Source organism: Chryseobacterium sp. FG46, assembly GCF_057809135.1.
The window spans coordinates 12,791-28,148 of record NZ_JBMDJJ010000028.1 but is presented as its reverse complement, the minus strand read 5'-3'; the positions used below and the strand labels follow the sequence as shown (position 1 = coordinate 28,148).

Annotated in this window: 12 protein-coding genes; 6 read left to right on the top strand and 6 right to left on the bottom strand. The window is 34.7% G+C overall.

The annotated features are described in order from the left end of the window. Positions 1 to 53: 53 nt before the first annotated feature. From ACODR7_RS17725 to ACODR7_RS17700, 6 genes are all read left to right on the top strand, one after another. Positions 54 to 809 carry a GLPGLI family protein gene (locus tag ACODR7_RS17725; protein WP_465090715.1) on the top strand — a complete coding sequence of 252 codons (756 nt, stop codon included), beginning with the start codon at positions 54 to 56 and terminating at the stop codon, positions 807 to 809. A 70-nt stretch (positions 810 to 879) separates the two neighbouring features. Further along, positions 880 to 3,477: a carboxypeptidase regulatory-like domain-containing protein gene (locus tag ACODR7_RS17720; protein WP_488841096.1), complete on the top strand. Its 2,598-nt coding sequence runs from the start codon at positions 880 to 882 to the stop codon at positions 3,475 to 3,477. A gap of 536 nt (positions 3,478 to 4,013) precedes the next feature. Continuing rightward, positions 4,014 to 4,607, top strand: a complete 594-nt coding sequence (locus tag ACODR7_RS17715; RefSeq protein ID WP_227943757.1) for a TetR/AcrR family transcriptional regulator — start codon at positions 4,014 to 4,016, stop codon at positions 4,605 to 4,607. A gap of 87 nt (positions 4,608 to 4,694) precedes the next feature. Continuing rightward, positions 4,695 to 6,047: a TolC family protein gene (locus ACODR7_RS17710; protein WP_488841094.1), complete on the top strand. Its 1,353-nt coding sequence runs from the start codon at positions 4,695 to 4,697 to the stop codon at positions 6,045 to 6,047. A 9-nt stretch (positions 6,048 to 6,056) separates the two neighbouring features. Continuing rightward, positions 6,057 to 7,118, top strand: coding sequence for an efflux RND transporter periplasmic adaptor subunit (locus ACODR7_RS17705; protein WP_076597779.1), 1,062 nt, complete (start codon positions 6,057 to 6,059; stop codon positions 7,116 to 7,118). A 7-nt stretch (positions 7,119 to 7,125) separates the two neighbouring features. Beyond that, positions 7,126 to 10,314 (top strand): efflux RND transporter permease subunit, encoded by a 3,189-nt coding sequence (locus tag ACODR7_RS17700; RefSeq protein WP_488841091.1) that lies wholly within the window; start codon positions 7,126 to 7,128, stop codon positions 10,312 to 10,314. A 320-nt stretch (positions 10,315 to 10,634) separates the two neighbouring features. Here the strand turns inward: ACODR7_RS17700 and ACODR7_RS17695 are convergent, their stop codons facing one another. The 6 genes from ACODR7_RS17695 to ACODR7_RS17670 all read right to left on the bottom strand — a co-directional run bounded on the left by ACODR7_RS17695 (position 10,635) and on the right by ACODR7_RS17670 (position 15,133). Continuing rightward, complete coding sequence (locus ACODR7_RS17695; RefSeq protein WP_076597776.1) at positions 10,635 to 11,081, bottom strand: KTSC domain-containing protein; 447 nt, start codon at positions 11,079 to 11,081, stop codon at positions 10,635 to 10,637. Positions 11,082 to 11,346: 265 nt separating this feature from the next. Further along, entirely contained in the window at positions 11,347 to 12,111 is a 765-nt protein-coding gene (locus ACODR7_RS17690; RefSeq protein WP_488841089.1) for a hypothetical protein, read from the bottom strand. A gap of 528 nt (positions 12,112 to 12,639) precedes the next feature. Next, positions 12,640 to 13,221, bottom strand: coding sequence for a GDP-mannose pyrophosphatase NudK (gene nudK, locus ACODR7_RS17685; protein WP_488841087.1), 582 nt, complete (start codon positions 13,219 to 13,221; stop codon positions 12,640 to 12,642). 38 nt (positions 13,222 to 13,259) lie between these two features. Further along, positions 13,260 to 14,165 (bottom strand): TIGR01777 family oxidoreductase, encoded by a 906-nt coding sequence (locus ACODR7_RS17680; protein WP_488841085.1) that lies wholly within the window; start codon positions 14,163 to 14,165, stop codon positions 13,260 to 13,262. Positions 14,166 to 14,189: 24 nt separating this feature from the next. Next, positions 14,190 to 14,534 carry a hypothetical protein gene (locus tag ACODR7_RS17675; protein WP_488841083.1) on the bottom strand — a complete coding sequence of 115 codons (345 nt, stop codon included), beginning with the start codon at positions 14,532 to 14,534 and terminating at the stop codon, positions 14,190 to 14,192. A gap of 5 nt (positions 14,535 to 14,539) precedes the next feature. After that, entirely contained in the window at positions 14,540 to 15,133 is a 594-nt protein-coding gene (locus tag ACODR7_RS17670; RefSeq protein WP_488841081.1) for an HPP family protein, read from the bottom strand. Positions 15,134 to 15,358: the final 225 nt, after the last annotated feature.

Genomic DNA, 15,358 nt, shown 5'->3' with positions numbered 1-15,358 from the left:
AGCATTAGCCTATGTTAATGCTATTTTAATTTTTTAATAAATAAATCTATTTTATGAAAATTATTTTTTCAGTATATTTTCTTTTTGCTTGTCTATTTGCTTCTGCGCAAGGCAATACAAAAGAAAATATCATAAGTATTGCTTCTTATGAAGAGCAACCAATTCTCTCTCCAGATGCTTTTAAAGATGTGCCTGAACCATATCGGGAAATGGTTAGTAAAAATACGAAACCTCTTCCAAATTATTACGAACTCTCATTTAATAATAATGAGGCTTTGTATAAAAAGGTACAAAAAAAAGTAGACACACCAGAAGATATGAATACAGGAAATATACAAATGAAACAGACTGTGTTGTCTTTTGGAGTAACTGTTGAGATGTACGAAAATTATAAAACCCAAAAATCAGTATCTTCAAGAATGATACTGGATAAAGAATTTTTAATTTCAGAAGATTTAAAAAAAATAGATTGGAAACTAATTAATGAAACAAAAACTATTGGAGGTTTTACATGTAAAAAAGCTCAGGCAAAAATAGGAGATGATTTGGTAGAAGCATGGTACTCTCCGGATGTTCCTACAATGGCAGGACCAGGTATTTATTGGGGATTGCCTGGACTTATTGTGGAATTAAAAAGCAAAAACTGTCATTATATAGCAATCGAAATAAAAGAAAATGCAAAAGGGCAGATGATTCCACCTACGAAAGGAAAACAAATAAGCAGAGAAGAATTTAAAAAGCTGGTTGACGAGCGACTCAATGATTTTAAAAGAGAACATCCTAATAATTTTAAAGTTACAGGCCAATAATAAAATTTAGAAACCTCTATACTTTTTATGGAGATTACTTTTACTACTCAAAAACAATTTTATAGTATAAATGAAGAACTTCAATTTTCTGTTCTTTTTATTTTTCCCTGTTTTTGTGTTTTCTCAGTTTAAAATCACCGGGAAGACACTTAATAGCAATCATTCTCCGATAGAGAATGTAATTGTTCAGGTATTGGATAAAAATGGGAATACACTTGCTTATGGAAATTCTGACGAAGATGGAAAATTTAGTTTTCAAATCAATGAAGGTACACCGTATAGTGTGGAACTCAATAAAATGGGTTACGAAAAGATTAATAAAGAAATTACAGTAGATAATAATCAGAAATCAATTGTACTGGAAGAAATACTTTCAGAAAAAATGAATCAGATTGAAGAAGTAAAGATTATCGGACAATCAACTTCCGTAAAGCAAGAAGGAGACACAATAACATATAAAACAAAATATTTTACGACAGGAGCTGAACGCAACCTTAAAGATGTCCTTAATAAAATACCTGGCTTTGATGTTGGAGGTGATGGGCAAATACGAGTAAACGGAAAAAAAGTAGATAATCTCCTCGTAGACGGGAAAGAATTTTTTGGAGATAATCATCAGTTAGCAACAGAAAATTTAGGTGCAGATATGATTGATGATATAAGAGTTATTAATCATTATTCGGATTATTCAAAAGTAAAAGATTTAGAACCTTCGGATAAAACAGCTTTAAATATTGGTATAAAGAAAGAATTTAAAGGAAGAATAACAGGCAATGCAACTTTGGTTTCTGCTTATGAAGGACGTTATAAATTAGGTGTAAATTTGTTTAAATTTTCTAAAGCTGCCAATATTAGTTTTATAGGGAATTCAAACTCTATCAACGATGAAGTAATTACATTTGACCAATATTTCAAAATGATTATTGCTTCTAAAAATGATTTTGTGAGCAGGCGTAACAGCGGTTCAGATTTTCAAATTCCCACAATCCTTCTAAGTGATGATAAAATGACGGAAAAGTATAATAATTTTGGTGCATTAAACATTACTTCTTATTTATCAAAAAAAACGAAGCTTAATATATATAGCATTTTCAATAATGTCAGCCAAAATAAAAATATCTTAAATAATACCTTATTTTTTGACCAAAATTCAAATTATAGTACTGCCGAAAATATAAAAACAAAAGAAAATCTATTTTTTAACAGAACCAGAGCTAATATTGATTATTTGGTGTCAGATAACAGTTTACTTACTTATAGTTTAGCATTTGATCCATACAGTGCAAATAAAAATATCCAGATAGATCAAACTTTTGGTACTATTGAAAATAATATATATGAAAAAATTAATGATAAGCCTTATACATTATCCCAACAATTAAGTTATACATCTAAATTATCTCCAACAAAGCTTTTAGCTCTTTATATTTTTAATGACATCAACCATCAAAAAAATAGCTTTCAAATAGATAACTTTCCGAACATTTTAAATTTAGATTCACCATTATTACAATATAAAAAGTACAATCAAAAAACGTATGGATTTTTAGGTACTTATACTTTTAAACCCAAAAAATTAATTTATTATATAGGTTTGGGATATTCTTCTGCTCAGGAGAATTTTTTATCGTCAATTGAAAATTCTTTATATTCAAATACTAATGGATTTAATAGAAATTTTTACAATGTAGATTTCAATATTTATAAAAGGAAGGGTTTTTTTCAGTTTTCACTACAAAATACATTATTGTATTATTCTTCACTAAACAAATTTTTGTATTTACCCAAAGCAAGCGTGAAATTTCAATTAGATAAAATGTCTGAACTCAATTTTCTTTATGAAGCAAAAAATGATTTTATAAGTTCTAATCAAGTTTTCACTCAACCCATATTGGAAGATTATAACAGATTGTTAAAAGATAATATCTTAAGTGTAGGTCTTCCTGTCAGAAGCCATAATTTGAGTGTCTATTTACGATATTTAAACTTGTATTCGGGTACACAACTGTCTTTAAATTTTAGTTTTATTAAAAACGAAAAATCGATTATAACAGCAAGTCAGTTGTTGCCACAATATGTTGCAATAAGTCAGGTTCTGAATTCAAATTCTACGCAAACATGGTGCACAGGTGTTAATTTTGAAAAGAGGCTTAATTTTATCAAAAATAAGATTAAATTAAATGGTAGTTATTCCAGATCTAATACATTGAATATTGTAGATCAGATAGAAAATCCAATTACTTCAGAAAATATTCTTATAAAGGCAAGTTTAATGAGTGTTTTTAAAAAAGGATTTTTCAATTATGAATTAGGTATTTCTAAACAAACAAGCATTAGTAATTATACTTCTTTAAATAGAAAAGTAACCAATGATAGAACTGAAGTATTTGTAGATTTCGAAGGTTCTATTAATAAAGTTTTAAAATACAATCTTCGCAATCATTATAATATATATACCTCTGAAGAAAAACAGTGCTTTTTAAAAACAGATTTTGAAATATCGTACGATTATAGTAAAAAATGGGAGTATAGTATGGTTGGTAATGATATTTTAAATTTTAATAAAACACAAGTTGTTCTGTCCACCTTACAAAATGTAACACTTCAAACAAGTATTATCCAGAGATTACCTGGATATATTGGACTAAAAGTGAAATACAATTTGTAACTCTTTTTATTCTAAAAATCCATACTTTGAAGCTTATGTCTCAACAGAAAAATAAAAGGATTCTTCCACCACTCATTTTATGACAAATCATATTAAGAGAATAAAAAAAGACTCTTTTAACATTAATGGAGATACTAACGTGAAGACTTACCATTTTTGGAAGCTTACAACGGATCAAATTGTTAATTAAAAAAAATAACAATTTATAGTGGCTATCCATATTTTCTTTTTGTTAAGCGTCGGCGTAAATTTTCATAGATTGACTTAGCCGTGTCTATTCCATAGTACATCATTGACGCTACAAGTGCTTCACTTCTTGCAAACATAATAGTATCATCCAAATCAGAAACTATTGTAGGGTCTTCCTTAAGATAAGTTTATTCATGTCTAAGGAGAATCTTCTTTAGATATTTCCTATTTCAAACTTTCATTCCTAAACCTGATGGATATCATAACAATTCTGTTTAATTTTTTTGTTTAACAATTTTGTCAAAAATAATTTTTACTATAAATTTGCACAAATTTGTTTAACAAAAATGTCAAATCAAGCAAAAAAAGACCAAACACAGGAATTGATCAAGGAGACAGCGAAGAATTTATTCTTTGTGAAAGGAAAATTTGATGCTACTACGCAGGAGATTGCAGATGAAGCAGGAGTGAATAGAACCCTTATTAATTACTATTTCCGTTCAAGGGATAAGCTTATCCAGATCATCTTTGATGAAGCGCAAAGAGTAGAGCAGGAAAAATCGAAGATCATTCAGAATTCAGCTCTTCCTTTTAAAGAGAAGATCAGCAAGTTCATAGAAAGCAGCCTTTCTACAAGCCTTCAGTATCCTTATCTGGAAACGTATATCGTATCACAGATTAATAAGGGAACTTGCCATCACAGAGAAATCGAAGAGGATATCCTGAATGATATGTACAAGGATATTGAAAAAGAAATGGAATTGGGAAATATTGAGAAAATGGCACCCGTTCAGTTTATTCTGAATATGGTTTCGCTGCTGGTATTCCCAAGTGCTATAAGACCATTATTTATGGAGAATTTATTGATTAATGATGAAGAATATGATAAGATTATTTCTGAAAGAAGAGAGATCATTATTAATATGTTGTTTAAAAATTAAAAAACTAAAGTATTTCTGAAAATGATTCGTCATTTAGAAATAAATAATGAATGAAAATTAAATAAAAAATAAACGAAGTATAAAATTATGAATAGAAAACGTATAACTGCTACAAAGCTAAAAATTGGGATAGCTTCAGCATTTATGATTTTCGGCTCTACACTGATGTCTGCCCAGCAGCAGGTTTCCCTGCAGGAAGCAATAAAACAGGCACTTCAGAATAAGGCAGAAGCTAAAAAAGCTGCTTTACAGGTCAAAAAAGCCGAATACAAGATTGATGAAGCCAGAGCCGGTGCCCTTCCACAGGTCAGTGCAACAGCAGGTTTAACCTATAATCCGATTATTCAGGAATCTTTGCTGGAATTTGGAGGTGAGAAAATCAGAGCACAGTTTGGGCAGCCCTGGGGATCAACAGCTTCTGTACAACTTCAGCAGGCCATTTTTGACCAAAGAGTATTTACTGGACTTAAAGCGGCAAAATCAACAAGAGAATTCTATGTACTGAATGCTCAGTTAACCAATGAACAGATTATTGAAAATGTAGCAACAGCTTATTATCAGGTGTTTGTACAGGAGGAAAATCTTAAAACGGTAACGGCCAGCTATGCCAATACTGAAAAAGTAAGAAATGTTATTAAAAGTCTGGTTGATAACGGTTTGGCCAAATCAATCGATTTAGACAGAACAAATGTTCAGCTTACCAATATTGGTTCCAATAAACAGGCCTTAATCAATTCTGTTGAACTTTCAAAAAATGCCCTGAAGTTTTATATGGGAATCCCGATTTCTACAGATATCGAGCTTGAAGAAAAACAAATCGAACCAAAGCCTGAGCTGATTGCGAGTAATGTAGATCTTAATAACCGTACAGAACTTAAAGTTTTAAATAAAAACAGGGAACTTTTGGTTTTTAATAAAAAAGCGACTGAAGCTTATCTTTATCCCTCAGTAAATCTTACAGCAAACTACGGATGGGGGGCAAACGGAGCAAAATTCCCTTTGACAAATGGTCTTAGCAGAGGCGTTCTTTGGAGCGATTACTCAGCAATTGGTTTGAATGTAAATATTCCTATTTTCACGGGAGGAGCTACAAAAGCGAAGATCAACCAGGCAGAAATTGATATTAAGGATCTTGATGTTGATATTGAAAATACCCAGTTGAGCTTAAGTTTAGATTATAAAAATGCAGTTACCAATATGGAAAATGCATTGATTAATATCGAAAGCATGAAAGATAATGTAGGATTGGCAGAAAGAGTTCAGAAAAATACTCAGTCTAACTACCAGTATGGTCTGGCAACCCTTACAGAGGTACTGGATTCTGAAAATGCTTTGACACAAGCAAAACAGAACTATTCTAATGCATTGTTAGATTACAAGCAGGCAGAGATCAAGCTGATAAAAGCTAAGGGTGAACTAAACACACTACAAAACTTATAATAAACTAAAATGAAAAAAACTTTAATATATATCATCGTAGCAGCTGTACTGGTAGGGTTAGCCGCTTACAAGATTGCTGGTAACAAAGAAAAACAGACGCAGGAAGTAAAAGAAGTTGCGAAGCAGGTGGATAAAATCAATGTTAATATTGTAACCGTTACAAGAGAAAATATTGATACAGACTACTCAGCCAACGGTACTTTTATTCCTAAGCAGGAAATGAACCAGTCTTCTGAAATCTCAGGACGTATCGTAAGCGTTTTGGTAAAAGAAGGTTCAAGGGTAGGAGCAGGGCAGGTTTTGGCAACGATCAAAAAAGATGCTATCGAGGTGGATGTTACCCAGGCTCAGAACAATCTGCAGAATGCTATTATTGATAACCAGCGCTATGAAAACGCATACAAGACAGGTGGTGTTACAAAGCAGCAGCTTGATAACTCAAGATTACAGCTTAAAAATGCTCAGGCTGCAGTAAAAGCTCAGGGAGTAAAAGTAAATGATACAAGCATCCGTGCAGGAATCAGCGGTACAATCAATAAGAAAATGGTTGAACCTGGAACAGTCGTTTCTCCTGGAACGTCAATGTTTGAAATCGTTAATATCAACAGTCTGAAACTTTCTGTTTTAGTAGATGAAAGCCAGATTGGAAAAATCCAGCTAGGTCAGGAAGTTCCGATTAAAGTAAATGTTTTGCCTGAAGATTCTTTCGTAGGTAGAATTACTTTCATTGCTCCTAAAAGTGATGCATCTCTGAATTTCCCTGTTGAAATTGAAGTACAAAACAGAGGAAACCTTAAGGCTGGTATGTATGCAACTGCTAAATTCAGTACAAACAACGGCGCAGAAACTCAGAATATGCTGACCGTTCCTGCAGAAGCGTTTGTAAATGGAGTAAGCTCAGGACAATTATTCGTTGTTCAGAATGGAGTTGCTAAATTGATCAAAGTAACCATTGGAAAAGTTTACGGAGATAAAGTTCAGGTTTTAAGCGGATTGAATGGAGGTGAGCAGGTAGTTACCAGCGGACAGATCAATCTGGACAACGGATCTAAAGTGAACATTATAAAGTAGCAGATCGATGAAGTTAGCAGAAATATCCATTAAAAGACCCTCGCTGGTAATTGTATTATTTACAATTCTGACGCTGGGAGGTATCCTGAGTTATACGCTCATGGGATACGAATTGATTCCGAAGTTTGAAACCAACATGGTAACTATTTCTACGGTATATCCGGGAGCTTCACCTGCAGAGGTGGAAACATCCGTAACCCGAAAGATTGAAGATGCCGTAGGTTCTTTGGAAAACGTTAAAAAAGTAGAATCTTCTTCATACGAAAGTTTATCCGTAATCATGGTTCAGCTGAACGACGGAGCCGATGTAGATTACGCTTTAAATGATGCACAGAGAAAGGTAAATGCTATTCTGGCAGACCTTCCGGAAGATGTGAAAGCACCGTCTCTGAACAAATTCTCCTTAGATGATCTACCTATTATCACGATGAGTATTTCATCGGATAAACTGAACAGTAAGGATCTTTATGATCTATTGGATAAAAAGATTGAACCTATTTTCTCCCGTGTAAACGGTGTGGCTCAGGTGGACCTAGTAGGTGGACAGGAGAGGGAGATTCAGGTAAATCTTGATGAGAAAAAATTACAGGGGTACGGACTTTCAATTGGAGACGTACAACAGGCAATTCTTTCATCAAACCTTGATTTTCCTACAGGAAGTTTGAAAACGAGAACTACAAAATCTACGATCAGACTTTCAGGAAAGTATAAGTCTACTGAGGAAATGAATAACCTTGTTGTTTCCAATAAAAACGGTGCACAGGTACGTTTATCAGATATCGCAACAGTTTTTGACTCTCAGAAAGATGTTGAGAAAGTAGCGAGATTCAACCAGTTTCCGACCATTTTAATGCAGGTTAAAAAACAATCTGATGCAAATGCGGTAGCAGTATCTGAAAGTGTTCAGAAAACCATCAAAACTGTAGAAGATGCATACAAAGTTCAGGGAGTAAAAGTAAAAATCGTAAACGATACCACAGAATTTACCCTTGAATCTGCAAACCACGTTATTTTCGACTTATTCTTAGCAATTATCCTCGTGGCGATTGTAATGTTGTTATTCCTTCACAGTATCAGAAACGCCTTTATTGTAATGGTTTCTATCCCGGCTTCATTGGTGGCAGCGTTCATCGGAATGAACCTGATGGGATATACTTTGAACCTGATGAGTTTGCTGGGACTGTCACTTGTGGTAGGTATCCTGGTGGATGACGCAATTGTAGTACTGGAAAACATTTACCGTCACATGGAGATGGGTAAAAGTAAGATCAGAGCAGCGTATGACGGAGCTTCAGAAATTGGATTTACCGTTGCGGCGATTACCTTGGTAATTGTGGTGGTATTCTTACCGATCGCGATGAGTTCAGGTCTTGTAGCCAACATCCTTGCCCAGTTCTGCGTCACGGTAGTTATTGCCACCTTGTTATCCTTATTGGCTTCATTTACCATCATTCCTTGGTTATCATCAAGATTCGGTAAACTGGAACATTTAACAGGTAAAAACTGGTTTGAGAAATTTATTCTTTGGTTTGAAGGATTAATTGACAAATTTACACACTGGATCACAGGAATCCTTGAATGGTGTCTGAAAACTACATTAAGAAGAATCTCAACAGTGGTGATCACATTTATTGTTTTAATCAGTTCATTCATGCTGGTGGTATTCGGATTTATTGGAGGAGAGTTCTTCCCGCCAATTGACCGTGGTCAGTTCTTAGTGCAAATGGAATTGTCAAAAGATGCAACCGTTGAAAAGACAAACCAATTAACATTAGAAGTTGAAAAATTCTTAAGAAACGATAAAGATGTTGTAGATCTTATTACAACAGTCGGACAGCAGTCTACAGGTTTTGGTGGGGCTCAGGCAACCACTTACCAATCTGAGGTTCAGGTAAATTTAACAGATAAGTCTGAACGTACAGAAAGTACCAACATCAAAGCTGCAAAAATAAAAAGACAGTTAGAGGAGAAATTCACAGGAGTTGAGTTTAAAACTGCTCCAATCGGTATCATGGGTGCTGAAAATGCTCCTATTGAAATGGTGGTTACAGGTCCTGATAACGCTACAGCAGTAAAAGAAGCAACAAGAATTCTTGAACTATTGAAAAAAGTTCCGGGAGCAGTAGATGCCGAATTATCAACTGATACAGGTAGCCCTGAGGTTCAGGTAAGTATTGACAGAGATAAAATGTCTGCGTTAGGTTTAAATCTTTCAAGTGTAGGACAAACGATGCAGACGGCATTCAACGGAAATACAGACGGGAAATTCAGAGCCGGAGAATATGAATATGATATCAATATCCGTTTCGGAGATGTGAACAGACAGTCTATTGATGACGTTAAAAACCTTATGTTTACAAATCCTCAGGGGCAGCAGGTTCGTTTAAGTCAGTTTGCCCATGTAGAAATGGGGTCGGGACCAAGTTTGCTGGAACGTAGAGATAAATCTCCTTCTGTAAAAGTAAGAGCGAAAGCTGTTGGTAGACCGGTAGGTGACGTAGCTAATGAGTGGGCGAATCAGTTCATGAACAGCACTAAAAAACCTGTAGGTGTAGATTACATCTGGAGTGGAGATATGGAGAACCAGCAGGAAGGTTTCGGTACGTTAGGAATTGCACTATTGGCAGCTATCGTATTGGTGTACCTGGTAATGGTTTCACTATATGACAGTTTTGTATATCCTTTCGTGGTATTGTTCTCAATTCCGTTAGCAATGATCGGGGTAATGGTAATCCTTGCCTTAACAGCCAACTCACTGAACATTTTCACCATGCTGGGGATGATTATGTTGATTGGTCTGGTAGCGAAGAATGCGATCCTTATTGTTGACTTTACGAATGCAAGAAAAGCAGCAGGAGCTAACACTCACGATGCTTTGGTACAAGCCAACCACGCCCGTCTTCGTCCGATCCTGATGACCACCATTGCGATGATCTTCGGTATGTTACCGATCGCATTGGCAACAGGTGCCGGAGCTGAGATGAACAAAGGCCTTGCATGGGTAGTAATTGGTGGTTTAACATCATCACTATTCCTTACATTGATCATTGTACCGGTAGTATACTCTCTATTTGACTCTGTTCTAAGAAGAATGGGTAAAGATACTAAAGTAGACTACGAAGCTGAAATGAAAGCAGATTACGTACACAGAGAATTGAATGAAGACGGATTTACTCCGAAGCATTTAGACAAATAAAATTAAACCTTTAATTAACCGAAAGCGCCTCAGATTTTCTGAGGCGCTTTTTTGTTGATATTTGATGATTTAAAATTAGGTTATATAGGTTTTGGCTAAAGCCATTGGATGATTTTTATTATTGTAAATGGGCTAAAGCCCATTTCTATTGATGATGATTATTGCGCATTAAGAAAATATTCAATAGGAGCGGGCTTTAGCCCGCTTAAATTTATAACAGCCAATATTGGCTTTAGCCAAAACATAACATCCGGTTTGGGCAACAAAAAAGCTTCCAGCAAAAACTGAAAGCTCTTATATATATTGTAATGTAAAAAAAATTAATCTGCCATTGCCTCTCCGGACTTTCTGTAAACGAAGTTTCCGTAGATATGTCTTCTTGCAAAACGGCTTGGTGAATCAGCATTAATCATTTTGATATACGTGTTTTTTGGAACCCCCATATACTCATACATATTTCCGTTCAAATGCTGAACCGTTAAAATTGATTTTTCAAGATAAAAATCCTGAATATTGGATTTTGTAATCGTTTCAGTATATTCTTCCTTGTACTTTTCCTGTGTTTCAGAATTAATGCTTACCAAAAAGTGATACGCTTCAATTACAGATTTGCTCTTTTCTTCAGCTTCCAGTTTTCCGGCTTCATCATTAATAAATTTATCAGGATGCGTATCTTTCATCACATTTCTGTAAATTGTCTTTAATTCTTTTAAAGTAACATTTTTATCTACTCCAAGAAGCGTTCTGTGCTCACCAATTTTTTTCATATCTCTAATCCTTATTTTCGGGGTGCAAAATTACGGATTTAAATCTGATAAACCATAACTTATTCATTATTAATTTATTTGAGTATTTTTAAAGCATTAAATTATAATGATAAAGAGCTGCTAGAGTGTGTATAGTTAACTTTCACAGCTCATTAAGATCTGATTGTAATGGTTATTCAATCTGAAAATAAATAAAAAACAGTACCCAATCTGAGTACTGCTAGTATATTTTTAAATATTTAAATGCTTCAATCTTTTAATAAACCTATGGCTGATCACAAGTTCTCTTCAGCCTGGTGAAAATCTTATCAAAATCCTTGTATGTGGTCTCTTCATTATCACGCTTTTGTCTGAAACTGCTGTTGGCACAGTTGTGAAAACCCAGCCCAATCATATCAATTAATGCATAATCTTCTTTTTGAGGATCATTCATTTTGGCATCAAATCTTGCCATTACACCCTTGGGGTCAGCATTATTTTTGCTTTTAAGTTCAGTGTATGTTCGCCATGCTGCAAACATCTTTTCTCTGTCGGGCGAGGATATGGCATCAATCTGCTCTCTGCAGGTATCGTAATATTTACTGTTTCTCAATGTGGAAGGATCAGAATAGGCGAGGATTTCTTCTTTATTAAGCTGGTATTCATTTTCAAAAGAATCAATAGTTTCTTCCATTAATTTTTTCCATTTGGGAAGATCAATTACTTTGAGGCTGTACAATTCTTTTTTCTTTTCGTCATACTGCTTTTCCAGTTCCTGTAAATACGATTCTCTGTTTTTACGGATTTCTTCAAGCTGGGCAATTTTAAAAACAGGCTGGGTATCAAATACAACCCCATTGAACTGATACAAAAGTTTGTTAATCCCGTCTATTTCTTCTTTTTTATATTTAGCCGGGTCAAAATACCCTTTATTGTCACAGTTAAAAGTCTGATAGCTGTAAGGGGTAAGATTGTTTGCTTTTGCAGGAGTTTTTTGCCCCCAAATAGTAATGGATAAGGCCAAAGCAAGCCCGATCATCATTTTTTTCATGTACATAACCTGTTGAAAGAATCCGAATTTTCTGAATTTCTATGCAAAATTAAGGCTTTAAATTGAAAATATAAAGGATTAAATAGATTTTCTCAATGGTTTTTGTGAATTTTATACGAATTTTGCACTAACGATTTTATCTTTTAAAAATCTCAGACCGTAAAATTCTAAAAAATGAATAGTAATAAACTGATACAGAGCTGTTTTTGTTAATAATAATTACTTACTTCAATAAGACTGTAATCCGGGTTACGGAAAATAAAAAGATTGAATTTTTCCTTACATACCGACTACTTCTTGTTTGAAAGCCAGAAATCCGGTATTTTTATCCAAAGAAGTATATTGGGAAATTACTTTCAACATCAGGATGCTGAAAAAAAGGACTAAAAATAAAGCACCAGCTTTAATTATCTGTATTCCCAAAGACTTCATATCGTATAAACTACCGGAGTTAAGTTATTGCCTTTATTCAAATAGGCGGTTTTCTGTATCAATTATCCTTTATCAATCATCATTGATATTATAATTTTACAAGATTCCTTTAATCCTCAGATGCTGCAAAAGCATAATGGTTTTCGCATCTTTAATTTCTCCGGTATCAATCATTTTCAGGCTTTCTTCAAACGATAATTCCAGCACTTCTATATTTTCACCTTCTTCTTCCAGGCCGCCTCCATCATTGATTTTCATTTCATGGGAATATTCTGCAATGAAGAAATAAAGAATTTCCGTCACGGATCCGGGCGACATATAGGCTTCAAATATTTTTTCCACCTTGGAGATTTTATAGCCGGTTTCTTCTTCCGTTTCCCTTTTTATACAGTCTTCAGGATTATCATTATCCAGAAGTCCGGCACAGGCTTCTATCAGCATCCCTGTAGCATTTCCGTTGATATAAGTAGGTAATCTGAATTGCCTGGTGAGGATAACCGTGTTGGAGACTCTATTGTAAAGTAGAATTACAGCTCCGTTTCCACGGTCATAGGCTTCTCTGCTCTGGGTTTCTGTAGTCCCGTCTTTTTTTAAAACAGAATAGGTGACTTTGTTTAAAGTATACCAGTTATCTGAAAGGATTTCTGTGTTTAATAAGGTTATGTTCGGGTTTTTCATTAGAATATTGCTGTGTTATAATAACTATTTTATTGAAATTATTTCTTTAATAAATCTTTTAAAGCTTTCTCAAGACCCGGAAATTTGAAATGGAAACCTGCATCCTCAAGTTTCTTTGAGGAAGCCCGTGACCCTTCCAATATAGCAACAGCGAGTTCGCCAAATAATAGTTTCAGAACAAACCCGGGAACATTAGGCATAAATAAAGGTTTCTTTAGTATCTGGGCAATCTTTTTTGTCAGCTCTTTATTGGTGGTATGCTGTGGAGAGACTGCATTATAAGCTCCATCCATATTAGGATTTTTTAAAGCAAATTCATAAATAGAACAAATATCTTCAATATGAACCCAAGGCATGTATTGCCTGCCGCTTCCCAGAGGAGAACCGATATAATATTGGATAGGAGGGATCATTTTCTTTAATGCTCCGTCCTTTTCAGAAAGAACAACAGCGGTACGTATTTTGACAACTCTTTCTGCCAGATCCTGTTCCTTAAAATCGTCAGCAGCTCTTTCCCATAAAACAACTACCTCACTTAGAAAATCGTTGCCTGGCGGATCTGTTTCTGTATAAATTTTTTCTGAAGTTTCCGTACCATAAAAATTAATTCCCGAAGCTGAAATAAAAGATTTTAGCCTGATCTTGTTTTTTCTTAAAGTTGTTCTCAGCAATTCCGCAGAATCTACACGACTGGAAATCAGTTCTTTTTTTCTTTCCGGAGTCCAGCGCTTTTCTGAAATATTGGCACCTGCAAGATGAATGATGTGGGACACATTCTCAAAGGCGGTCTCATCAATAGTTCCTTTTTTGATGTCCCATTCATATTCATGATTATGAACTTTTTTTCGGGTCAGAAACCTGATTTCGTATTCCTTATCTATTTTTTTTGCCAGTTCTTTGGCAATCATGCCGCCGGCACCTGTGATCAGAACGACTTCTTTCATAATTTTATATTTGTGGTGGGTGGGTTATGCCTGATTTTTTACAATCAGTACAAAATCATCTTCCAGGAGTTTATAACCGTAATCATAAATGAATTTGTATTCAGAACCATTTTTATAAACTTTCAGGTTGGTAAAATAATCGAAATCAAAACCCAAGCCATCCAGTCTGGACCTGGTAACTTTTGTTTTACCATCGGTATTGATTTCCATCAGAATACGGTAATTCTTACGGAGTTTGTTGTTTACATTCCGCATCAGATTAGTAGAATCCTTATTCTGCTTATTGTTATAGGCGTTCCGACAGGCATCATTGCAGAATTTTTTATCAGATCTTCCAATGATCTTCTCGCCACATTCCAGACAATTCATGATTTTTATTTTAAGTGATGTTGGTGTCTTTTTTTTAACAGTTTTTTGAACATGCTGTGGGTAGGATAGCTTCTGTTGGAAGTAATATTATTAAAAAATAAGGCTACAATCAAAAGAATAATGCATCCGGAAAGAACAGGGGAGAGTACATACCAATAGCCCAGTTCCGGAATTTTTCCTGTAGAACTCACTGCAATCAGCGCTGTAGCTCCACCTGGCGGGTGTAATGTTTTCGTATACTGCATCAATACAATGGAAAATGCTACTGCCAAAGGTGCCGAAAGCCAGATGATATCCGGAACAAGCTGATAGACGGTAACGCCTACTAATGCCGAAAGCACATGCCCGCCTATAAGGTTTCGGGGTTGGGCCAAAGGACTCTGGATAGCACCATAAATAAGAACGCTTGATGCTCCAAAAGAACCGATCAGGAATATATTTTCAGTTTCTGTGAGTGAATGAGACTGGATAAACGCAATGATCCCGATCCCGAAAAATGCTCCCAGAAATGACCAGAAATGCTCCTTATAATCAACAAGCGTCTCTTTATAAATCACATATTTTGAAACCCTGAATGTTCTTTTGAATGTCTTCTTCATTTACTCTTCTTTATCTTTTATAATTTAAATTAGATTTTCCGCGAACGGCTGTAAAACATGGTATGAATATAAATTCCTCTCGTAATTGTTCACAATACAGACCGTGTGTCAAAGATACGGAATTATCCGTTTGTAAATGGATAGGATTTGAATGATATAAGGACCGTTAAAAGTCATATTACTTTGTAAAAAAGAAAGCCAGAATAGAAATGTTCTATCCTGACT

Bases quoted from the DNA above. Each gene is read 5' to 3' on its own strand.
- ACODR7_RS17680 (WP_488841085.1), bottom strand. From the start codon at position 14,165: ATGAAAGAAGTCGTTCTGATCACAGGTGCCGGCGGCATGATTGCCAAA.
- ACODR7_RS17690 (WP_488841089.1), bottom strand. From the start codon at position 12,111: ATGAAAAAAATGATGATCGGGCTTGCTTTGGCCTTATCCATTACTATT.
- ACODR7_RS17710 (WP_488841094.1), top strand. From the start codon at position 4,695: ATGAATAGAAAACGTATAACTGCTACAAAGCTAAAAATTGGGATAGCT.
- ACODR7_RS17700 (WP_488841091.1), top strand. From the start codon at position 7,126: ATGAAGTTAGCAGAAATATCCATTAAAAGACCCTCGCTGGTAATTGTA.
- ACODR7_RS17670 (WP_488841081.1), bottom strand. From the start codon at position 15,133: ATGAAGAAGACATTCAAAAGAACATTCAGGGTTTCAAAATATGTGATT.
- nudK (WP_488841087.1), bottom strand. From the start codon at position 13,221: ATGAAAAACCCGAACATAACCTTATTAAACACAGAAATCCTTTCAGAT.
- ACODR7_RS17725 (WP_465090715.1), top strand. From the start codon at position 54: ATGAAAATTATTTTTTCAGTATATTTTCTTTTTGCTTGTCTATTTGCT.
- ACODR7_RS17720 (WP_488841096.1), top strand. From the start codon at position 880: ATGAAGAACTTCAATTTTCTGTTCTTTTTATTTTTCCCTGTTTTTGTG.
- ACODR7_RS17675 (WP_488841083.1), bottom strand. From the start codon at position 14,534: ATGAATTGTCTGGAATGTGGCGAGAAGATCATTGGAAGATCTGATAAA.
- ACODR7_RS17715 (WP_227943757.1), top strand. From the start codon at position 4,014: ATGTCAAATCAAGCAAAAAAAGACCAAACACAGGAATTGATCAAGGAG.
- ACODR7_RS17705 (WP_076597779.1), top strand. From the start codon at position 6,057: ATGAAAAAAACTTTAATATATATCATCGTAGCAGCTGTACTGGTAGGG.
- ACODR7_RS17695 (WP_076597776.1), bottom strand. From the start codon at position 11,081: ATGAAAAAAATTGGTGAGCACAGAACGCTTCTTGGAGTAGATAAAAAT.